This is a genomic window from Marispirochaeta aestuarii, from assembly GCF_002087085.1.
Classification (GTDB): domain Bacteria; phylum Spirochaetota; class Spirochaetia; order JC444; family Marispirochaetaceae; genus Marispirochaeta; species Marispirochaeta aestuarii.
Genome location: NZ_MWQY01000006.1, coordinates 126349 through 146809 on the forward strand (window position 1 = coordinate 126349; position 20461 = coordinate 146809).

Below are 20461 nucleotides of genomic sequence, written 5' to 3' on the forward strand. Positions count from 1 at the left end.
GCCCCATTGTATGATACTCTCTGATTTATCGATTAAACGGCCGGTCATGATAACCATGTTCCTGGCCGCTCTTTTACTCTTCGGTGTGATCAGCTTTTTAGGTCTGGCCCTGAACCTGATGCCGGAGATGGATATTCCCTATGTTACCGTCCAGACGATCTACACCGGAGCAAGTCCCGAGCAGATTGAGGCCCAGATAACCCGGAAGATTGAAGACGAGGTCGGGACAGTCAGCCGCATAAAGAACATCACCTCCTACAGTCTGGATTCGGCATCCATCATGATTATCGAGTTCGAACTTGGCAAAGATCCCGACACGGCTACCCGGGAGATCAAGGACAAGGTCGACTCCATTATCAACGATCTGCCCGATGAAGCGGACGCCCCGATTGTGGAAAAGGTCGACATAACCGCCTTCCCCATCGTTGAGGTAATCATGGGCGGCAACATTGAAGCCACTGAACTCAACGAGCTTGCCGACAATGTCGTCAAGGAACGCCTCTCCCGTATCGAGGGAGTCGGATCCGTGAGTTTAAGCGGCGGTAAAGAACGGGAAATCCGGGTTGAGTTTGACAACCGGGTAGTCTACGAGAAGAATATCTCCCTGACCCAGGTGGGGCAGATCCTGGCGGCGGCCAATTTCAACCTGCCGGGAGGAAACTTCCAGACCGAAGGCCGGGACTTCTCCGTCCGCATGGAAGGGGAGTTCGAAACCCTGGCGGAGCTCTCTAACCTGGATATCCCCACCTCCGCAGGAACCTCAAAGCTCAGCAATATAGCCGAGGTCCGGGACACCGGCGCCACAGTCCGGGAACGCACAGTCTTTTTCGATAACAGGCTGAAGGAGCGGGACGAAAACACCGTTCGTATCAGCATAATCAAGAGCCCCGACGGCAACGCGGTTGAGGTTGCAGAGGGCGTCCGGGAGGCGCTTCCCGACCTTGTTTCCCAGCTTCCAGCCGGGGTAAACCTGGAGGTAATCCGGGACGAGTCGGACTTTATTCAGGGGACGGTGGACGATACCCTTTCCAATATTTTAATGGGTATCGGACTGACCGCCCTGGTCATCCTCTTCTTCCTGCACGATCTTCGCTCGACTGTTATTGTCGCCCTGGCCATGCCCATGTCGATAATTCCGACCTTTCTGATAATGAGCGTAATGGGCATGTCCCTCAACCTTATGTCCCTGATGGGACTTTCCACCGCCGTCGGTGTACTGGTCATGAACTCGGTTGTAGTTCTAGAAAACATCTTCCGGCATAAAGAGATGGGTCATGATAAGCGGACCGCCGCCGCCAGGGGGACCTCAGAAGTCGTGGTAGCTGTCGTGGCATCCACCATGACCAACGTCGCGGTTTTTCTACCCATGGCGAACATGAGCGGCATGGCGGGACTCTTTCTTAAAGAGTTCGCTGTTACCGTTGTCATTGCCACCCTCTTTTCCATGCTGATCTCCTTTACCCTGACCCCGATGCTGGCCTCGATCCTGCTCCCGGAGCATGACACCAAGAAACACCCCATCGGCCAGCGTCTTGAGGCCTGGTTCAGCGGACTGGAATCGGGCTATAAAAGGCTTCTGTCGCTCCTTTTGAAAAGCAAAACCCGCTCTACACTCCTCATAGGCGGAACCCTCGTCGCTTTTGTCGTCACCATGCTCCTCTTCAGCAGGGTTCCCTTTGAATTCGCCCCCTTCATGGACCAGGGACAGATCGAAATAAAGGTAGAGCTCCCCGAGGGCAGCAACCTGAGCCGAAGCGCCAGGACGCTGGAAGCGGTGGAATCGCGGATTGCCGAATTTCCTGAGGTCAAAACCGTTACCACGACCATCGGGTCCCTTTCCCAGATCGACCGGGGAACAAACCTGGCGGTCATGAGTGTCGCCCTTGCGGACAAGGATGAGCGCGACGCTTCGACGGTGGAACTCGCGGCGGAGTTCAGCGGCCACCTGGCGGACATACCCAACGCCAGAATACGGGTGACCCCGGTAAATGGAATGGGAGGAGGAAGAGGATCCCAGGTCTCCTTCTATCTGCAGGGGGAGAATCTGGCCCAGGTGGAAATATACCGCCAGGAGCTTGTATCCCGTTTACGGCAGATCCCCGGACTCATAAACGTATCCACATCCACGAAACCCGGCACCCCTGAGATTGTCCTGAGACCTGACAGGATGAAGCTGAGCGAAGCGGGGCTTTCGGTTCAGCAGCTTGCCATGACCATGCGGGCAGCCGTGGAAGGTATGGTTATGACCACCTTCAAGGAACGGGGACAGGAGTACGATGTGCGGGTCACCCTGAACGACGAGGATGTTTCGGGCATTGAAGAGATAGAAAACATTCTCCTTCCCACGAAGGCCGGCATATACCCCATATCTCACTTTGCCGAAGTACAGACAGGCAAGGGTATCAACCAGATCCTGAGAGTGAACAAGACAACCTCGGTAGAGTTTACCGGCGATCTTGCCCCGGGATACGTACTGGGAGAGATTACCGGCAGCATCGACAGTACCGTTGCCAATATGGATATGGAAGAGGGAGTCAGCATGCGCTGGGCTGGAAACGCCGAGATGCTGCAGGAGACCATCATGGACATGCTCTTTGTCTTTATTCTGGCAGTGGTGCTAACCTACATGCTGCTGGCGGCAATCCTGGAGAAGTTCGGTCAGCCGGTCCTGATCCTCTCCACTATTCCTCTCTCCCTGATGGGTGTGGTACTGGCTTTTCTGCTCACTGACAAAACCATGAACATGGTCTCCATGCTGGCCATCGTAATGCTGGTTGGAATGGTGGTAAACAACGCCATCCTGATCCTGGATTACGCCAATCAGCTCAGGGCCGGGGGAATGAATGTTCACGACGCCATACTCGAAGCCGCTCCCACCAAGCTAAAACCCATAATCATGTCCAACCTGGCCACCATGCTGGGCATGCTGCCCATGGCACTGGGAATCGGGGCTTCGGGAGCCGAGATGCGTCAGCCCATGGGTATCGTCAGCATCGGTGGACTCTTCGCCGCTACCTTCCTGTCGCTGTTCGTGATACCGGCACTGGAAAATTCCATCGAGTCGCGTAAAGTACGACGCGCCAAAAGTACATAAAGGAGATAGAAGATGAAGCGTTTTATCCTGATTCTTACTGCTTTCAGTTTTCTCGCCCTGGGCCTGCCTGCCCAGGAGCAGAGCATAGATCTGGCGGACTTTCTCTCCCTGGTGGAAAAGAACAGCCTCGACCTTACGGCGGCGGAAACCGACCGGCTCCTCGCCGAGGCCCAGGAACGCCTGGCAAAATCCGCGATATACCCCATGATCGGCGGCCAGGCAGGCTATACCCGCAACTTTATCGAGATAACCCAGGACATGGGCCCCCTTGGGGAGATTCCCATGAATACGGACAACGAGTTCAGCTTCGGGGTATCCGTCGAGCAAGCTATCTTCGACATGAAGGCCTTCCGCGGTGTGGAGGCAAGCAGGGAATACCTCAAGCTCACAGGCTCCGCCTACGAAGCTACCCGTCAGGCCATAATGACGGCTGCCAAGAAACTCTTTTACCAGTCCCTTCTGCTGCAGAAGGTGCTGGAGGTACGGGAGTCCTCCCAGGCGAATGCCTACGATACCTTCCAGGAAACCCGGGCGAAGTTCGAAAACGGAATAGCCTCGAAGATGGACGTTCTGCGGGCGGAGGTCAACTGGAAGGTTACCATCCCCGAGACCACCCAGGCGGCGAAAAATCTGGATGTCGCCCTGAACAACCTTAAGAACATGGCGGGTATAGCCCCGGAAGAGACGATACAGCTTTCCGGCTCCCTTATGGAGTACCCGGAGCTTCCGCCGAAACTGCCGCTCCAGGAGATTCTGAGCTCCCGTCCGGATTACGAAGCCCTGCTGAACCAGCGTCAGCTTCAGGAGATCAACGTGGCAGCCAAAAGGGCCGAGTTCTATCCCAGCCTTTCCGCCAATATTACCTACGGCTGGCAGGCGGCGAACAACGAGTTCGACTTATCGGATCCCACGGATTCCTTAAGCGCGGGGCTGACGGTGAATATTCCAATCTTTTACGGAGGAAGCCGCTTTGCCCAGCTGGATCAGGCCAGGCTCGAGCTGGAGCAGACCCATACCAGCATCGCCAAAAAACAGGACGACGTCCGCACCCAGATTGAATCCATCCGCCTGAGCCTGAAGGAAGCCTCCGACCGCATCGAGTCCGCCCGGCAGACCCTGAGTACCGCCGAACAGGCCTACGAGATAACCAGCACCTCCCTGGAAAGCGGTCTCGCTACCCAGCTTGAATTGAAGGATGCCCGCCTGAGCCTGGAAGGGGCCCAGCTCCAGTACTATTCGGCTATTTTCGATTACCTGAACGCCTACTTCGACTGGCAGTCCGCTGTCGGCGTAGGAGCGGAACTGCTATAGACAGCGGGGGCCGTTTCGGATATTCTTTTCCGCGTCGGCCCTCTTTTTCGGCCCAACCTACCTTAGTATTCAAGGATACCAGTACATATGCCCCATCGCGACGCGAGAAACGAAAATTTACGTAACATTGCCATAATAGCCCACGTAGACCATGGTAAAACAACCCTGGTGGACTCCCTGTTCAAGCAGAGCGGGACCTTCCGAGATGGAAAAGAGACGGAAGAACGGCTCATGGATTCCATGGAACTCGAGCGGGAGCGGGGAATCACCATCGCCGCCAAAAACTGCTCGGTCAGCTGGAAGGGCATAAAGATCAATATCCTGGATACCCCGGGGCACGCCGATTTCGGCGGCGAGGTCGAACGGGCCCTCTCCATGGTGGACGGGGCGATCCTGCTGGTGGACGCCTCCGAGGGTCCCCTGCCCCAGACCCGGTTTGTGCTCTCCAAGGCGCTGCAGGCGGGCCTCAAGATCATCGTTGTCATCAACAAGATCGACCGCTCCGACGCACGGCCGCTGCAGGTGGCTGACCAGGTGTCGGACCTGCTTATCGATCTTGACGCCACGGAGGAGCAGCTTGATTATCCCCTGCTCTTTGCCGACGGCCGTGCGGGTATAGCAAAAAATAGCCTCGAGGAGGAGTCCTCCGACCTGTCGGTACTCTTTGAAGCCATCCTCAGCGAAATCCCCGCCCCGGCCTACGAGTCTGCAGCCCCTTTCCAGATGCTGGTCTCCGACCTCTCCTACTCCGACTTTCTGGGACGCCTGATTATCGGCAAGGTGGTCAACGGCAGCGCCCGATCCCGGGAGAGCCTTGTCTGTCTTGGAGAGAAGGACCGCAGAATGCCGGTGAATGTAAGCAAACTCCAGGTCTATGCGGGCCCGGCCCTGGTGGAAGCTCCGGAGGCCCGGGCGGGAGACATCGTTGTTCTTGCCGGGGTGGATGAGGTGCATATCGGGGATACCATCTGTACAAAGGAGAACCCCAAAGCCCTGCCCCGGATAACCGTGGACGAGCCTACGGTGGCCATGCGTTTTGCTGCCAATACCTCACCTTTTTCCGGAATGGAGGGTAAATTCGTCCAGTCCAGCAAACTCAAGGAGCGCCTCGAAAAGGAGACCCTCAAGAACGTATCTCTGCAGGTCGAGAATGCCGCCGACGGCGACGGCTTTATTGTAAAGGGGCGGGGAGAGTTTCAGCTGGCTATCCTGATAGAGACCATGCGCAGGGAAGGTTTCGAACTCTGCGTCGGCCGTCCGGAGGTAATCTACCGGGAAGAAAAGGGAAAGCGGACCGAACCCATAGAACACCTGGCGGTGGACTGCGAGGAACTCTTCTCGGGCATCGTCACCGAGAAGCTTTCCAAACGCAAGGGACGCATGGTGAGTTATGTAAATCACGAAAGCGGCCGGGTCCGCCTTGAGTTCAGCGTACCTTCCCGGGCCCTTATCGGCTACCGGGATGAGTTCCTCACCGATACCAAGGGGACGGGCATCATGAACTCCTATCTTACCGGCTACGAAGAGTACCGGGGAGATTTTCCCCAGCGCTTTACCGGTTCCCTGGTCTCCGACCGCAGAGGCGAGGCCGTAGCCTACGCCCTCTTCAACCTGGAACCCCGAGGCTCCATGTTTGTAGTTCCCGGCGACAAGGTCTACGAGGGCATGATCGTGGGAGAGCACAATCGGGAAAACGACCTGAATGTGAACCCCTGCAAAGAGAAGAAACTCTCCAATATGCGGGCAGCCGGCAAGGACGATAATGTTATCCTCTCTCCCGTCCTGCCCATGACCCTGGAACGGGCTATTCAGTTCATCCGGGAGGATGAGATGGTGGAGGTAACCCCCAAATCGATCCGCCTCAGAAAGCGTATCCTCGCCGCTTCCAACAGAAAGATCGCGGAAAAACGGGCGGGCTGAGTCAGTTTCCTGCCCGATACCGCAGGACTCTGGTGGAGTTCAGTACCGCCAGCAGGGCAACCCCGACATCGGCGACAACCGCCAGTCCCATTGAGAGGCTTCCCAGTACCCCGAAAAGCAGGAAAACCGCCTTGAAGCCCGCTGCAAACAGTATGTTCTGCCATACTATGCGGCGGGTCCTTCCGGCAATTTCAAGGGCTTCGGGGATGCGGCTCAGCCTGTCGTCCATGATAACCAGATCAGCTGCCTCAACCGCGGCATCGGAGCCCAGGCCCCCCATGGCAATCCCCACATCCGCCCGCATGATAACCGGGGCGTCGTTGATACCGTCTCCCACGAAGGCGGTGGATCTGCCGGTACTGTCCGCCATGATCCTCTCCAGGTTCTCCACCTTCTCCTCAGGCAGAAGCCCCGCCCTGTAATCGTCAAGCCCGGTCCCGGCGGCGATCCCTGCAGCCCGGCTCTCATCGTCTCCGGTGAGCATCATGATCCGGCGTATCCCCTGCCGACGCAGTCTCTGAACAGTCCCGGGAGCCTCATCCTTTATGCTGTCCCCCAGTTCAAAGGATCCGGCATATACACCGCCCACAGCCACATGGACCGCTGAGTCTCCAAAGCCGGAAGGTATTTCCACACCCTCCCTGGCAAGCAGTCGTGGCGAGCCTGCCAGAATCTGCTGACCATCGACTTCTGCGCTTATACCATAGCCCTTCTCTTCACGGTATCCGCCTGTTTGCCAGGAGGCGGGGAGATCTCCCCGGGCTTCCCTGATGGAACGGGCAATGGGATGATTCGAGTGAGATTCCGCGGCGGCAGCGTAATCCAGAAGCTCCTCCCGGGTGAAGCCCGGGGCGACATGTATTTTCTGCAGCCTGAACTCTCCCCGGGTGAGGGTCCCGGTCTTGTCGAAGACCAGGGTGCCGAGATCCTTGAGTGCATCCAGAACCTCCGCCCCTTTTACCAGAATCCTGTGCCGCGAAGCGGCGCCGATCCCCGCGAAGTAGCCCAGGGGGATGGAGACGACCAGGGCACAGGGACAGGATATGACCAGAACCACCAGGGCCCGGTAGATCCAGGGGCTGAAAGGACCGCCAGTCAGCAGGGGCGGAACCAGAGCGGATGCCAGAGCAATGGCCACCACCATGGGGGTATAGACCCGGGCAAAGCGGGTTATAAATTTCTCCGTGGGCGATTTCCTGCCAGAAGCCTCTTCCACCAGGCTGAGGATCCTGGCGGCGGAACTCTCCCCGAAGGGCCGGGTCGTCCGTATCCGCAGACGACCATCGTCGTTGACGAAGCCCGCGGAGACCTCGCTGCCGGAATCGACCCGACGCTGCACCGATTCCCCGGTCAGAGCGGCGGTATCGACGAAGGATGCTCCATCGAGAACGGTCCCGTCCAGAGGGATGGTTTCTCCCGGTCGGACCTCGATGACCGACCCGACCTCCACCTTCACAGGATCGACGATCACTGTCCCGTCGCCCTGCACAAGCCTGGCGGAGTCGGGACGCAGCTTCATCATTTCGCGGATCGACCGTCGGGATCCTGCGACAGCCCGATCCTGAAGGGCCTCACCGATGGAATAGAAGAGCATAACCCCCACCGCTTCATGGATTTCACCAATGGCAATTGCCCCCAGACTGGCAATGGACATCAAAAAGAGCTCGTCGAAAACACGTCCCTTCAGGATGTTGCGAAGGGCCCCATAGAGCACATGGCTGCCGGCAAGCAGAAAGGCCGGGACCAGCAGGACATGGAGACCCCAGCCGCCAAGCATGCTGTACAGGGTATCCGAGAAAACCAGGCCTGCGGCAAACAGAAGGGCTGCCAGGCCGATACGGAAGACGGTAAAGCCGGCTCCCTGCGGGACTGATTCCCCGCCTCCGTCCTCTTCATCACGCAGGGAAGCTCCAGGTTCCACCCGGTTCAATACTTCCCGGGCCTTTATATAACGAGAGGGATCGATCGAGAGGGTTCCGTTGGCAAAATTGAAAACTGCCGTTTCCAGCCCCTCGGTCCTCCGCATCTCCTCTTCTATGGTATTCGCACACATGGCACAATCCACACCGTCGACACGATACTGTTTGCTCATGCTTCCTCCAGATAATGTTCCCTGGCGATCTGAATCAGGTCCGTCACGTGATCGTCATTCAGCCGGTAATAGACCTGTTTGCCTTCCCTGCGATATGAGACCAGACGCATCACCTTCAGCAGCCGCAGATGGTGGCTCACCGCCGGAAGACTCATATCCATGATCAGGGCCAGGTCGCAGACGCAGAGTTCCCGCTGGGACAGCAGATAGAGAATCCGTGTGCGGGTCTCATCCGCCAGGGCCTTGAACAGCTCCGACAGACCTGCGACATCCAGCAGGGAGTCCCTCAGGCTTTCCGCCTCGGCTTTAACGGAGATACCGTATTCTGTACACAAGTCATTGTTTGTCTGTTTCTGTTCCTTCATTCTTATGGCCACCTACGATTAAGCACTTACTTAATTGATAATATGTATACGCTTCAATGTCAAGTATTTCATTTATTGATTAAAGTTCTCAATATCAACACAATAAAAGAACGAACAGGGAGGAGTAACATGAGTAATGTATGCCGCTGGTATGATCAGACTTCGGGGATGAAACGAGCCTGGGACAAGGGGCTTCTGGCTAAAGCATGGATTGATAATTACTGCCTCAACGGAGGAAAAAACTGTGTCCGGAAGCGACGATTCGAAACAGAAGGCTACGTCTCCCCCGATTACGTTCTTCCCGACGGCACCGTTGATGAAAAGCTGAAGGAAGCCAGGGATAAGGGAATTTTTTAGGCCCACCCCATATACTTGAAATTCTCGTTGATAGTCTCCGTTAAGTATGTATATAATGATTCTCAATTACAATAAAGGAGACAAGCATGCACAAAAGATCCCTCCTTCCTTTTGGCGTTATAGCCATAATCTCGGCGGCAATGTTCTCGTCCCACTTCGGTGTGGGGGACCTGATTTTTCCTCCGATCCTGGGAAGAAACATGGGGACCAACTGGTTCGTCGCTGCCCTGGGGTATATGCTCATCAACAGCGTCGGGGTATGGCTGGCCTACCTGGCCTGCGCCCATCAGAATAAGTCCCTGACAGGTATTGCCACCAATATTCTTGGAAACATTGGCGGAAAGATCTATACCGCCATTCCCATACTCATTACCGTCTTCTTTATTCTTCCCCGGGTTTCCAGTGCAACCCATGAGATGGCCATAGCCCCGCTTTTGCCGAAGGTTCCCCTGTGGGCCACCCTGGCGGTTTTTTTCCTCCTCAGCCTCTATATTGCGGCTACCAGGGCAAAGGTAATCGACAAAATCGGAAAAGTCCTGGCACCGCTGTTGATTTTGTTCGTCGTTATTCTGGCAGTGAAAGGAATCTTCACACCCCTGCAGGCTCCCCGGGGATCCGCTTCTGCCCCCCTCAAGGAGGGCATGTTGAACGCCTATAACACCATGAATGCGATTGCAGCACTGCTCTTCGGCGGCTGGGTACTCCACGAGTTGAATATACGAAACATCACGACAAGAGAGGACAAGGACATAAACCTCAACGTCATCGGGATACTGACCGCGATCCTCCTGGGAATAACATCCACGGTGCTGGTCTACCTGGGAGCATCCTCCGGCGCAGCTTTCCCCGAGGCTGCCATAGGGGTTCTTTCAACCGAAATCGCCAATGGACTTCTGGGAAACCTGGGTCTTTTCAGCTTTGCACTGATAATGGCCCTGAGCTGTTTAACCACCGCCGCTGCAATAATCTCCATGGCGGGGGATATGTTCTCCGAGATGAGCGGCGGAAAGCTGAAATATCGACCTATAGTAATCGGTGCCACCATCGCCGGATTTGTACTGGGGCTGGTGGGATTGAGCAGAATCGTCAATTATACGGTCCCCTGGCTGGTTCTGATGTATCCCTCGATCATAGTCATTATCCTCAGCGGTCTCTTGTATAATTTCGACCGGCTAAAATATGCCGTAAGTGCCGGAGTAGGCCTTGCCCTCCTCTTCGGACTGGGGGATATGCTCTCTTTCTACGGTCTTACGGACAATGCTATAAGCCGCCTGTCTGCCGCAATGCCCCTGGGAAATCACGGACTGGGATGGGTGCTGCCTGTTCTTGTCATTATGTTTTTAACCGGGTTCAGCCTGAAAATTCGCGCTTCCCGTACCGGTTCCGGAAAAAACGCATGAAAGAACGCCTGCAGGAATTTCTGCATCGGAAGATTGAGGAAGGGCTGTTTCCCGGAGCACAGCTCCTGGTCGGCCATAAAGGCAGAATCCTTGCCGATCTGAATATGGGCTCAATGCTGAAGGGCTCACGGGATCCAAAGGACGCGGTTACCGAAAATACCCTCTTCAACATCGAATCCATTACCAAGGTCATGGTCACTTTGCCCATCGTCTTCAAACTGATGGAAGAGGGAGAGCTGCGACTGGACGACTGCCTGGTCCGCTATCTCCCGGAATTCGGGACAACGGCCCAGAAAAAAAAGGTGAGAATCCGGGACCTGTTGAACTTCTCCGGAGGGATTCCCATGGATGACCCCGCGGGTTGCGAGGAAGCAGCTCTTAAAGGGGACCTGGAGAAATCCTGGAAGCTTCACTACAGCCAGGACCTGGTTCATCCGCCGGGCACAAAGATCCTCTACAGCGATGTCTCCTGCAGGATTCTCGGAAAGGCCCTGGAAAAACTCATGGGAAAGTCCCTGGCAGCCGCTGCCTCCGAATGGTTTTTTACTCCCCTGGGAATGAAGAACACGACCTTTACCCCGAAAAACAGGGAATCCTGTGCCGCCACCGGAGTCTCGGACCGGGGCCGAAGCTTGAGGGGAGAAATCTGCCAGGACCTGGAACACGCCCTCGGCGAGGTCCTCGGCTCGGACGGACTCTTTTCAAACGCCCATGACATGTTTGTCTTCTCCCAAATGCTCCTGGAAAAAGGCATCCATAACACACATCGTTTTTTTTCAGACCCAAGCCTGGAGCGAATGACCAGGGGGGTAAGCAACGCCGGGCTCTTCCAGGAACCTTCATCCTACCTGCAGTATATTGTGGGGGGACCAAAAACCTGGTTCTGGGAGTATGCCCGCTCACCCTTCTCATTCTTCGGAGATCTTGTATCTGACTCGGCAATCGGCAAGATGGGCGGAGCCGGTACCTTTCTTCTCATCGATCCGGCTTATGACTTGGTCATCGTGTACCTGACCAATTACGGCCAGCCGGAACGCTCTCTTGAAGGCGACGAGGGATGGAACACGTTCTTCCGGGATATCGATGTGATGGGATTATGCAACATGGTGTTGGAGAATCTCGTATAGAGAAGAAATCCGGATTCCTGAAGACCGGCTGCTACTCCTTTGATGAGACCTGGATAATCCCGATACCCCGCTTTCGCAGAAGATCGAGGAAGGCCGGATCGGCAGCGTCATCGGTAATCAGGGTATCCACAGCGGAAAGATCACATACATGACCCAATGCCGTCTGCCCCAGCTTGCCGCTGTCGGAGATAAGCACAACCCGCTTCGCGCAGTCGATCATCCGCTGCTTAACCGATGCCTCCACGATTGTATGGTCAGTAAGGCCTTTCTCGATGGAGACTCCCTTGACCGAAAGGAACAGAATATCCGCGTTAACGGTATCGAAGAAATTTTCGGCAGGCGAACCTGTCATTGAGCGCGAGGGGCCGTGCACAATCCCTCCGGAGAGAATCAGCGTCAGTTCCGGAAGCCCCGTCAGTATCTGCGCGGCTTCCAGGGACGAGGTAATAACGGTGATATGTTCCATTTCGCAGAGTTTAACGGCGATTTCATAGGCGGTAGTACCCGAACCGATAATCACGGTATCCCCGCTCTGTACCAGTGCGATAGAGGCTCGTGCCAGAGCGCTCTTGACTCCCCGGTTCTGACTCAGACGACGGGAAAAAGTAGCCCCGGAGACGCTGGACTGCAGAAGTCCGGCACCGCCCTTGGTACGAAAACAGATCCCCGCTTCCTCCAGGGCAACAAGGTCCCGCCGGATCGTGTTCTCCGAAACATTGAGCACGCGGCTGAGCTCCGCTACCTTTACCGTATGCCGGGTGGACAGAAACTCCTGAATTTTCAAAAACCTGTCCGGCTGCAGAAGTCTGGAATCATCGTTCATGATGAAGAAGTATAAACCGTCTGCAGTTATGTCATCAATATAAGGGATAAACCACGGTTCACTGGATTATGACGCGGGAGATACGATATCCGCGCTTCCGAAATCATCAGGCAGTCTCTATGCGCAGCCTCCGTGCAGCCGCAACCATGTTGGTCAGGGAAGGAATAACCTCTTCCCATTGGCGTGTTTTCAGACCGCAGTCCGGATTGACCCACAGCCGTTCCTCCGGGATCCGCCGGGCGGCCTGCTTCATCAATGCCACAATGTGATCCTCCCCGGGGATGTTGGGAGAATGGATATCATAGACCCCTGGACCGATCCCGTTTGGATAGTTGAAACGGTCGAAGACGTCGAGGAGATCCATGTCTGAACGGGATGTTTCGATGGTGATTACGTCGGCATCCATATCGGCAATGGAGGCAATAATATCCTTGAACTCCGAGTAGCACATATGGGTATGAATCTGGGTTTCATCGGCGACTCCGTTGGCGGTAATCCGGAAGCATTCCACCGCCCAATCCAGGTACTCCTGCCACTCTGATCTGCGCAGGGGGAGCCCTTCCCGCAGGGCCGCCTCGTCGATCTGTATTATCCGGATACCCGCTTTCTCCAGGTCCAGCACTTCTTTACGGATAGCAAGGGCAAGCTGCCGGCAGGATTCCGAGCGGGGCTGGTCGTCCCGTACGAAAGACCAGTTGAGAATAGTTACCGGACCTGTCAGCATGCCTTTCATGGGCTTATCAGTCAGTGACTGGGCGTAGGTGATCCAGTCCACAGTCATGGCTTTCGGGCGGCTGATGTCTCCGAACAGAATCGGCGGTTTAACGCAGCGTGACCCATAGGACTGTACCCAGCCGAAATCGCTGAAGGTATAACCGTCGAGCTGTTCGCCGAAATACTCCACCATGTCGTTACGCTCCGCCTCACCGTGAACAAGAACATCCAGCCCGAGAGCCTCCTGTTCACGGACACAACGGGCAATCTCGCGCTGTATCGCATCGGTGTATTCGCTCCGGTTTATCTTCCCGGTTCTGAACTGTCGGCGAACCCGGCGGATTTCCGGTGTCTGGGGATAGGACCCGATGGTGGTGGTTGGAAATTTCGGCAGCTTCAGCAGCGGGGCCTGGACCGCCGCCCTTACAGGGTAGGAACTTTTACGGCAGCCCATCTCCGGTCTTATACCCGCCAGGGCCTCGCGTACCGCAGGATTCCTGACCCGGGGAGAATTCTGCCGGGCTTCGACGGCTTCCTGGTTTGAATCCAGTTCATCCCTGACCGCATCCCGCCCCAGATTGAGGGCCGCGGCCAGGAGGGAGAGTTCTTCCAGCTTCTGCCGGGCGAAGGCAAGCCAGGATTTGATCTCCCCGTCAAGCTTCTCTTCCCTTTCGAGGTCTGCCGGCACATGCAGCAGCGAGCAGGAGGGTGCTATCCACAGGCGATCGCCGAGATGTTCGGCAAGAGGTTCAAGCCAGTCCAGCACAGTATTCAGGTCGGTCTTCCAGATATTACGGCCGTTGATCACCCCCAGGGAGAGTATCCGGTCGGACGGAAGTATATGAAGCAGGGACTCTATGTCGTCACGTCCGTTGACCGCATCCAGATGCAGTCCCGCAACCGGAAGTTCCGCAGCCAGCTCACGGTTTTCCCCCAGCCTGCCGAAATAGCTTGTCAGCAGCAGTTTTACCGGAGATTCCTTCAGCCCGTCATAGGCTCTGCGAAAGGCATCCTTCCATTCAGCATCGAGCTCGGTAACGAGCACCGGTTCATCGATCTGCACCCATTCCACCCCCTCTCCTGCAAGCAGCTCCAGCAGCTCCCCATAAACCGGGACAATTCCCGAGAGAAGGTCGAGTTTATCAGACCCGTCCTTTGTTTTTCCCAGGGAAAGATAGCTAAGGGGCCCCGTAATTACCGGTTTGGCAGTAATCCCCAGGGACTTCACCTCCGCCAGTTCCTGCAACAGCCGGGAAGCATCCAGTGTAAAGCCGGTATCAGCGCTCAACTCCGGGACTATGTAGTGGTAATTGGTATCGAACCACTTGGTCATTTCGCCGGCATTGATCCCGGAGAATCCGGCTTTCTCATCCGCAGCCGGAGCAGAACGTCCCCGGGCCACGCGAAAACAGGTATCCAGCATATCGCCGCTGTAGGCCTTCACCCTCTCTGGGATATTTCCCAGGGTAAAACTCATATCAAGGATCTGATCATAAAAGGAAAAATCACCCAGGGGAATCAGGTCAAGACCCGACTGATCCCGCCAGTGCCGTCGCCGCAGGTCCGCACCCAGTGTTTTCAGCTCCTTCAGGGAGGATTTCCCCTTCCAGTAGGCTTCCAGACCAATTTTGAGTTCCCGCCCTGCACCGATACGGGGATATCCGAGATTATGTTTTTTTACCATAACAACTCCTGTGCCCGATTATTCATGCAGGGAGTATACTTGCTTATAATCCATGAAGTAAAATGATATATTTTCAGTCATACATGCTTTTTATTCATACATAGGAGAACACGTATGGCAGCCATACTTGAACGGATTCACCTGGAGATTTTGCGGGCCGTCCACATCCACGGCTCCCTCACGGCGGCCGCCGGGAAAATGAATCTCACCCAGTCGGCCCTCAGCCACAGCATCCTCAAACTTGAAGATCAGCTGGGTCTTCAGGTATGGCGCCGGGAAGGACGCCGCCTGTATCCCACCCAGGCGGGGGAGTACCTGCTGAGACTTGCCAACCGCCTTCTGCCCCAGTTTGAACATGCCGAGGAACGCTTTGAGCAGTATGCCCGAGGGGAGCGGGGCACCCTGCGCATCGGCATAGAATGTCATCCCTGTTACCAGTGGCTTTTAAAAATCGCCGCCCCCTATCTGGCCGCATGGCCTTCGGTGGATCTGGATGTCAAACAGAAGTTTCTCTTCGGCGGTATCGGCGCCCTGTTCAGTTATGATATCGACCTGCTGGTCACCCCCGACCCGCTGTACAAAAAGGGGCTGCTCTTTGAACCGGTCTTTGATTACGAGCAGGTTCTGGTGGTGGGAGCTGACCATCCGCTGGTCACTGCTGCATATGTCGAGCCGGAACAGCTCTCCCGGGAAACACTGATAACCTACCCGGTCGATGTGGAACGACTGGATATCTTTACATGCTTTCTGACCCCTGCCGGAATCAGTCCCAGGCGGCACAAACTGATTGAAACGACGGAGATAATGCTGCAGATGGTCGCAAGCGGACGGGGTGTGGCAGCTCTGCCCCGCTGGCTGGTGGAAGAGAATGCCGGAAAATTCCCCGTTTTTCCGGTACGTCTGGGAGAGTCCGGAGTCGATAAGCAGCTTTTTATCGGCATACGTGAGACTGACGCCGATATCGACTATGTACAGGCTTTTCTGGAGCAGGCTCGCAGTCAGCAGTAAGAACTGATCAGGATACTACAGGAACACTGTACTCAATCCCCAGCTGACTGCAGAGCTCCCGCAGGAAAAATCCCACATCGCTGACCACGCCGATTGCCTGGCCCGATCCCCGGTCGGAAAGTTTTGTAACCACCGCCGGATTGATATCCACGCAGACTGTTTTTACCCAGGAAGGAGTCATATTCCCCGTTCCGATAGAGTGAAGCATGCTGGAAAGCATCAGCAGCAAGTCCGTCTCTTTCATGATTTCGGCGTACTGACGCTGAGCTTCTATCATATCGTTCACGGTTTCCGGCAGCGGGCCGTCATCCCTGATGGAGCCGGCCAGACAGTAGGGGATTCCGGATTTAATCACCTGATACATGAGACCTCCCGTAAGGTCCCCCGCTTCTATGGCTCCCCGGATTGAACCGTAACCGTAAATACGGTTAATGGCCCGCATGTGATGATTATGTCCTCCATGGGTGGGTTCCCCGCTTTTCGTATCAACCCCCAGGGAAGTCCCGTAGAAAAAATCCTCCAGATCATGAACCGCTACGGCATTGCCTCCAAGAAACCCCTGTATGTAGCCTTCCCGGATCATCGCGGCCAGAGCCTCTTTGCCGCCGGTATGGACAACTACAGGTCCGCAGACAACAACGGTACGTCCGCCTCTCTCCTTCAGGCGCCTCAGATCTTCCGCTATCCGGGCCGCCGCAACGGCGTAGCTCCGTTCCGAGGAGACATCGTTGGACATGAAGGAAAAACTCTCCGCCTTTCCTTCGATCCTGGGGGGATAAACACGAACAGAATCGCTGCCGCAGAGGATTTCATCTCCCTTCTTCAGGTCCCGCAGTTTGGTGCATATCAGCCGGTCTCCGGATCTGACGACAGCCGCGTCCATCCGCTGTTCCTCCACAGGTACCCAGCGTCCTCCCGTAAACACTTCGCTCCGGTGATTGGTGGTGGAGTAAAAGCCTTCCGGGGCGTGCCTGTCCCGGTCGACAACATGGAATTCCCCTTCACTGGCGCCCTTCTCAAATACACCGAGAGGAGTCAGTTTGGAAAGCAGCAGCTCTTTCGGCTCCGCTCCGGAAATTGAGATCTCTATTCGGGAAGTATTTTCCGGACGTTTTCCAAAATGAAAATTGTCTATGGTGTAATCAAATCCTTCCGTTATAATCAGGTTCAGGATTTCCGAAAGGAGGCCATTGTCTATCAGATGGCCTTCGCTGATAATCGTGAGGGGTTCCATTCAGTTCCTCCTGGCTGACTCTGATTCATCCTGACGATGGGCTGCCTCCGGCGAGAAGGCTGGAAAACAGACCGAAACATACTCCGTCTCTTCACTGAAGGGATTGGCGTAACGCACCAGGGCCCCGGCATTAACCTTGATGGACTCTCCGGCGGAGAGTACCATCCGTTCTCCGTTGACGGTGACCTCCTTTTTTCCCCGCAGGACCAGGGTGTACTCATCGAAATCGGGCCGCTGGGGCGGTTCGCTCCAGCCGGCGGGTGCCACCATGCGGGCAATGCTCAGGGCCTCTTCACCGGAGGAGGCCCTGCCGAAGTGTTCTTCGATGAGTTTTCCGTCCGTGGTGGGTACAATAAAAGGTTCCGTCTGTATCTGGTATCCCGTGCTCATGATTCCTCCTTGGATTCACCCAGGAATTGTACCCGGCTTTTCGGCAGAGGAAAAGTGGGTACATTTTCATGATTAATCATTTCCATGGGAGTCCTTCTATTTGACTAGAATGCACGATCACTGGTAGTCTCAGCCTGAGATTTACATTGCAAGGAACCCGTTTATGGCATCAATCCGACCCTTTAAGGCCCTGCGGCCGCTGCCGGAGTATGCGGCAAAGCTGGCCAGCGTACCCTACGATGTGGTATCCACCCGGGAGGCCCGCAGCCTTGCGGAGGGAAACCGATACAGCTTTCTGCACGTGGTACGCCCGGAGATAGATCTGCCTGATTCCGTGGATATCCACGACGATGCAGTCTACGAAAAGGCGGCGGAAAACTTCTCCGCCCTTAAAACAGAGGGTGTCCTTGTTCAGGAGAACGAGGCCTCCCTTTATATTTACCGCCTCGAAATGGACGGCAGGGAGCAGATCGGTATAGCCGGCTGCTGCCTCGTAGACGAGTATGATAACGACACCATCAAAAAACACGAGTTTACCCGAAAGGCCAAAGAGGACGATCGGGTCCGCCACATGCTGACCCTCAGGGCCCATGCAGGACCGGTGCTGTTAACCTATCGAAGGACAGAACCCCTCGCCCGTCTGCTGGAACAGGAGAGTTCCGGAACGCCTCTTTTTGATTTTACCGCCGTCGACGGCATCCGCCACACCATCTGGCGCTGTGAAAACCCGGCACAGATCCAGGAGGCCTTTCGGGAGGTTCCATCCCTCTACATAGCCGACGGACACCACCGTGCCGCAGGGGCCAGCCGGGTAAAAGCCCATATGCTCGCACAGGGAATATCAGCTGACGGATCGGAGGAGTTCAGCAGCTTTCTTACGGTTATTTTTCCGTCGGATCAGCTGAATATCTTTGCCTACAACAAGTATGTACGGGACCTGGGCGAGAAAACGCCCGGGGAACTTCTATCAGCCCTGAAAGCGGATTTTCTGGTTACTCCCGCCGGCGGAGGATACCCTGAAGCCAGGGGGGAGATTCACATGTACCTGGAGAGCAGCTGGTACAGGCTGGCGTTCAAAAACCCGCAGACCGATTCTACAGATCCGGTCTCCGCCCTGGATCTCTCCCGCTTTGAAAAGCTTCTTCTTGAGCCCATCCTGGGCATCGAGGACCAGCGGAGTTCCCAGCGGATCGACTTTGAAGGGGGGATCGGAAGTCCGGAAAAGCTGGCTGAACGGGTAGACCGGGAAGGGGGTACGGCTTTTACCTTTTATCCCGTCAGCGTCGAGGAGCTGATGCGGGTTTCCGACGCCGGAATGGTCATGCCTCCCAAGTCAACCTGGTTCGCCCCGAAGCTGCGTTCCGGGCTTCTTGTTCATGAGTTCTAAAAACAGAAGGAGAAAAAAGATGAGAAAATACAACTTTTACGCCGGCCCCTCGACCCTTCCCGTGGAGGTTCTGGAGGAGCTGAAAGAAGAGATAGCCGACTACCACGGAGAAGGCCTCTCGATGATAGAGACCAGTCACCGCAGCCCCATGTACGACAGGGTCCATGAAGAGACCATCGAGCTTTTTCACGAACTCATGGGAATCCCGGTAAACTACAAGGTTCTCTTCATAGGCGGCGGTGCCACCCTGCAGTTCGGTATGGTCCCCATGAACCTGCTGAAACCCGGGACCGTCGGGGAATATGTAAAGAGCGGCAGCTGGGCGGGGAAGGCGATAAGCGATGCACGAACCATAGGTCAGGTACGAATACTCTGGGACGGGAAGGATTCAGGCTACACAGCCCTGCCGGACCCCGTATCCCTGAAACCGGGAAATGACGCTGCCTATCTCCATCTGACCTCCAACGAAACCATCGGCGGAGTCCAGTGGAAGGCTTTCCCTAAAACCGGCGACATCCCGCTGGTGGCGGACATGTCTTCCGACATCCTGAGCAGGACCTTCGATGTCAGGGACTTCGGACTCATCTACGCGGGAGCCCAGAAGAATATCGGCCCGGCAGGAGTTACCGTGGTAATTATCCGGGATGACCTGGCCGCCGCATCCCCGGAAAACCTGCCGGCATACCTGCGATACAAAATCCACGCCGAAAAGAACTCCCTCTACAACACCCCGCCGGTTTTTGCGATCTATGCGATAAACAAGGTGCTCAGGTGGCTCAAGGCACGGGGAGGAGTCGCGGGAATCGAAAAGCTCAACACACAGAAAGCGGAAGCCATCTACTCGGTTATCGACGGGAACCCCGGCTTCTACTCATCCCCGGTGGAAAAGAGCGTCAGGTCCCGGATGAACGTCGTGTTCAGGCTTCCCTCTGAGGAGCTGGAAAAAGAGTTTATTACCAGGGCAAAGGACAAGGGCATGCTGGGCCTCAAAGGCCACCGCGACGTCGGCGGCTGCAGGGCCTCCCTCTATAACGCCCTTCCCCTGGAGGGAGCCAGGGCTCTGGCCGACTTGATGAAGGACTTCGCCGCCGAAAAAGGCTAAGGGACGCCCGCCATTTGAATCCCGCCGTGATCATTAGTAGCTTGTATGTAGTACACGAAACAATCGGGAGGTTACTATGTACGCTACTATTGATCGCGAAACCTTAAAAAAGAAACTCGACAATCACGAAGATATACATCTCATAGAAGTTCTGGCGGAAAAGGAGTTCCAGCGTCTCCATATAAAGGGAGCCGAACATATCCAGTTCGGCGAAATCGGTAAAATCGCGAAGCAGCGCTTCAAACCTGATGACGAAATCATCGTCTACTGTGCCGACAAGGCGTGCAAAGCCAGTCCCACGGCAGCGAAAAAGCTGGACACCATGGGTTTTACCAATGTGTATGATTACGAAGAAGGTAAAAAGGACTGGGTAGAAGCAGGCTATCCTGTCGAGGGCAGGGAAGCGGGCGCACACGCCTAGGGGGAAACATGTATATACTGCTCTTTTCCCTC

General features: G+C 55.6%; 16 protein-coding genes. 10 read left to right on the forward strand and 6 right to left on the reverse strand.

Annotation, left to right across the window (positions count from 1 at the left end):
* The first annotated feature begins 10 nt into the window (after positions 1-10).
* From B4O97_RS06780 to typA, 3 genes are all read left to right on the forward strand, one after another.
* Positions 11-3094, forward strand: a complete 3084-nt coding sequence (locus B4O97_RS06780; protein ID WP_083049442.1) for an efflux RND transporter permease subunit — start codon at positions 11-13, stop codon at positions 3092-3094.
* Between the two features lie 12 nt (positions 3095-3106).
* Positions 3107-4405 (forward strand): TolC family protein, encoded by a 1299-nt coding sequence (locus B4O97_RS06785; RefSeq protein WP_083049444.1) that lies wholly within the window; start codon positions 3107-3109, stop codon positions 4403-4405.
* 87 nt (positions 4406-4492) lie between these two features.
* Complete coding sequence (gene typA / locus B4O97_RS06790) at positions 4493-6325, forward strand: translational GTPase TypA (RefSeq protein ID WP_083049445.1); 1833 nt, start codon at positions 4493-4495, stop codon at positions 6323-6325.
* 1 nt (position 6326) lies between these two features.
* Here the strand turns inward: typA and B4O97_RS06795 are convergent, their stop codons facing one another.
* Together B4O97_RS06795 and B4O97_RS06800 are read right to left on the reverse strand one after the other, a co-directional pair.
* Positions 6327-8417: a heavy metal translocating P-type ATPase gene (locus B4O97_RS06795; RefSeq protein WP_083049447.1), complete on the reverse strand. Its 2091-nt coding sequence runs from the start codon at positions 8415-8417 to the stop codon at positions 6327-6329.
* Positions 8414-8782 (reverse strand): ArsR/SmtB family transcription factor, encoded by a 369-nt coding sequence (locus B4O97_RS06800; RefSeq protein WP_083049449.1) that lies wholly within the window; start codon positions 8780-8782, stop codon positions 8414-8416. Before B4O97_RS06800 ends, B4O97_RS06795 begins: the two co-directional genes overlap by 4 nt.
* Before the next feature lie 129 nt (positions 8783-8911).
* Between B4O97_RS06800 and B4O97_RS06805 the strand changes: the two genes are divergently transcribed.
* The 3 genes from B4O97_RS06805 to B4O97_RS06815 all read left to right on the forward strand — a co-directional run bounded on the left by B4O97_RS06805 (position 8912) and on the right by B4O97_RS06815 (position 11666).
* Positions 8912-9139: a hypothetical protein gene (locus tag B4O97_RS06805; RefSeq protein ID WP_083049450.1), complete on the forward strand. Its 228-nt coding sequence runs from the start codon at positions 8912-8914 to the stop codon at positions 9137-9139.
* A gap of 86 nt (positions 9140-9225) precedes the next feature.
* Positions 9226-10539 (forward strand): branched-chain amino acid transport system II carrier protein, encoded by a 1314-nt coding sequence (locus B4O97_RS06810; RefSeq protein ID WP_083049452.1) that lies wholly within the window; start codon positions 9226-9228, stop codon positions 10537-10539.
* Positions 10536-11666: a serine hydrolase domain-containing protein gene (locus B4O97_RS06815; RefSeq protein WP_083049453.1), complete on the forward strand. Its 1131-nt coding sequence runs from the start codon at positions 10536-10538 to the stop codon at positions 11664-11666. The genes B4O97_RS06810 and B4O97_RS06815 overlap by 4 nt, the downstream gene beginning before the upstream one ends.
* Positions 11667-11697: 31 nt before the next feature.
* Here the strand turns inward: B4O97_RS06815 and B4O97_RS06820 are convergent, their stop codons facing one another.
* Positions 11698-12489 carry a DeoR/GlpR family DNA-binding transcription regulator gene (locus tag B4O97_RS06820; RefSeq protein ID WP_083049455.1) on the reverse strand — a complete coding sequence of 264 codons (792 nt, stop codon included), beginning with the start codon at positions 12487-12489 and terminating at the stop codon, positions 11698-11700.
* 106 nt (positions 12490-12595) lie between these two features.
* Positions 12596-14887 carry a 5-methyltetrahydropteroyltriglutamate--homocysteine S-methyltransferase gene (gene metE / locus B4O97_RS06825; RefSeq protein WP_083049456.1) on the reverse strand — a complete coding sequence of 764 codons (2292 nt, stop codon included), beginning with the start codon at positions 14885-14887 and terminating at the stop codon, positions 12596-12598.
* Positions 14888-15001: 114 nt separating this feature from the next.
* Here metE and B4O97_RS06830 point away from each other — a divergent pair, with 114 nt between their 5' ends.
* Entirely contained in the window at positions 15002-15895 is an 894-nt protein-coding gene (locus tag B4O97_RS06830) for a LysR family transcriptional regulator (protein ID WP_233142972.1), read from the forward strand.
* Between the two features lie 7 nt (positions 15896-15902).
* Here B4O97_RS06830 and B4O97_RS06835 read toward each other — a convergent pair whose 3' ends face one another.
* On the reverse strand, positions 15903-17129 hold the full coding sequence (locus tag B4O97_RS06835; protein ID WP_083049458.1) for an ornithine cyclodeaminase, nickel-pincer nucleotide-dependent: 1227 nt from the start codon (positions 17127-17129) through the stop codon (positions 15903-15905).
* On the reverse strand, positions 17130-17519 hold the full coding sequence (locus B4O97_RS06840; protein WP_083049459.1) for a cupin domain-containing protein: 390 nt from the start codon (positions 17517-17519) through the stop codon (positions 17130-17132).
* Positions 17520-17682: 163 nt separating this feature from the next.
* Here B4O97_RS06840 and B4O97_RS06845 point away from each other — a divergent pair, with 163 nt between their 5' ends.
* The 3 genes from B4O97_RS06845 (at position 17683) to B4O97_RS06855 (ending at position 20429) form a co-directional block, all read left to right on the forward strand.
* The gene (locus B4O97_RS06845; protein ID WP_083049461.1) at positions 17683-18906 is read left to right on the forward strand and encodes a DUF1015 domain-containing protein; all 1224 of its coding nucleotides are present in this window, start codon (positions 17683-17685) and stop codon (positions 18904-18906) included.
* 19 nt (positions 18907-18925) lie between these two features.
* Positions 18926-20008: a 3-phosphoserine/phosphohydroxythreonine transaminase gene (gene serC, locus B4O97_RS06850; protein WP_083049462.1), complete on the forward strand. Its 1083-nt coding sequence runs from the start codon at positions 18926-18928 to the stop codon at positions 20006-20008.
* A gap of 76 nt (positions 20009-20084) precedes the next feature.
* Positions 20085-20429 carry a rhodanese-like domain-containing protein gene (locus tag B4O97_RS06855; RefSeq protein WP_083049464.1) on the forward strand — a complete coding sequence of 115 codons (345 nt, stop codon included), beginning with the start codon at positions 20085-20087 and terminating at the stop codon, positions 20427-20429.
* The last annotated feature ends 32 nt before the right edge of the window (positions 20430-20461 follow it).

What these genes read in the sequence shown, in the direction of transcription:
- B4O97_RS06780 (WP_083049442.1), top strand. Translation starts at nt 11, where the DNA reads ATGATACTCTCTGATTTATCGATTAAACGGCCGGTCATGATAACCATG.
- B4O97_RS06785 (WP_083049444.1), top strand. Translation starts at nt 3,107, where the DNA reads ATGAAGCGTTTTATCCTGATTCTTACTGCTTTCAGTTTTCTCGCCCTG.
- typA (WP_083049445.1), top strand. Translation starts at nt 4,493, where the DNA reads ATGCCCCATCGCGACGCGAGAAACGAAAATTTACGTAACATTGCCATA.
- B4O97_RS06795 (WP_083049447.1), bottom strand. Translation starts at nt 8,417, where the DNA reads ATGAGCAAACAGTATCGTGTCGACGGTGTGGATTGTGCCATGTGTGCG.
- B4O97_RS06800 (WP_083049449.1), bottom strand. Translation starts at nt 8,782, where the DNA reads ATGAAGGAACAGAAACAGACAAACAATGACTTGTGTACAGAATACGGT.
- B4O97_RS06805 (WP_083049450.1), top strand. Translation starts at nt 8,912, where the DNA reads ATGAGTAATGTATGCCGCTGGTATGATCAGACTTCGGGGATGAAACGA.
- B4O97_RS06810 (WP_083049452.1), top strand. Translation starts at nt 9,226, where the DNA reads ATGCACAAAAGATCCCTCCTTCCTTTTGGCGTTATAGCCATAATCTCG.
- B4O97_RS06815 (WP_083049453.1), top strand. Translation starts at nt 10,536, where the DNA reads ATGAAAGAACGCCTGCAGGAATTTCTGCATCGGAAGATTGAGGAAGGG.
- B4O97_RS06820 (WP_083049455.1), bottom strand. Translation starts at nt 12,489, where the DNA reads ATGAACGATGATTCCAGACTTCTGCAGCCGGACAGGTTTTTGAAAATT.
- metE (WP_083049456.1), bottom strand. Translation starts at nt 14,887, where the DNA reads ATGGTAAAAAAACATAATCTCGGATATCCCCGTATCGGTGCAGGGCGG.
- B4O97_RS06830 (WP_233142972.1), top strand. Translation starts at nt 15,002, where the DNA reads ATGGCAGCCATACTTGAACGGATTCACCTGGAGATTTTGCGGGCCGTC.
- B4O97_RS06835 (WP_083049458.1), bottom strand. Translation starts at nt 17,129, where the DNA reads ATGGAACCCCTCACGATTATCAGCGAAGGCCATCTGATAGACAATGGC.
- B4O97_RS06840 (WP_083049459.1), bottom strand. Translation starts at nt 17,519, where the DNA reads ATGAGCACGGGATACCAGATACAGACGGAACCTTTTATTGTACCCACC.
- B4O97_RS06845 (WP_083049461.1), top strand. Translation starts at nt 17,683, where the DNA reads ATGGCATCAATCCGACCCTTTAAGGCCCTGCGGCCGCTGCCGGAGTAT.
- serC (WP_083049462.1), top strand. Translation starts at nt 18,926, where the DNA reads ATGAGAAAATACAACTTTTACGCCGGCCCCTCGACCCTTCCCGTGGAG.
- B4O97_RS06855 (WP_083049464.1), top strand. Translation starts at nt 20,085, where the DNA reads ATGTACGCTACTATTGATCGCGAAACCTTAAAAAAGAAACTCGACAAT.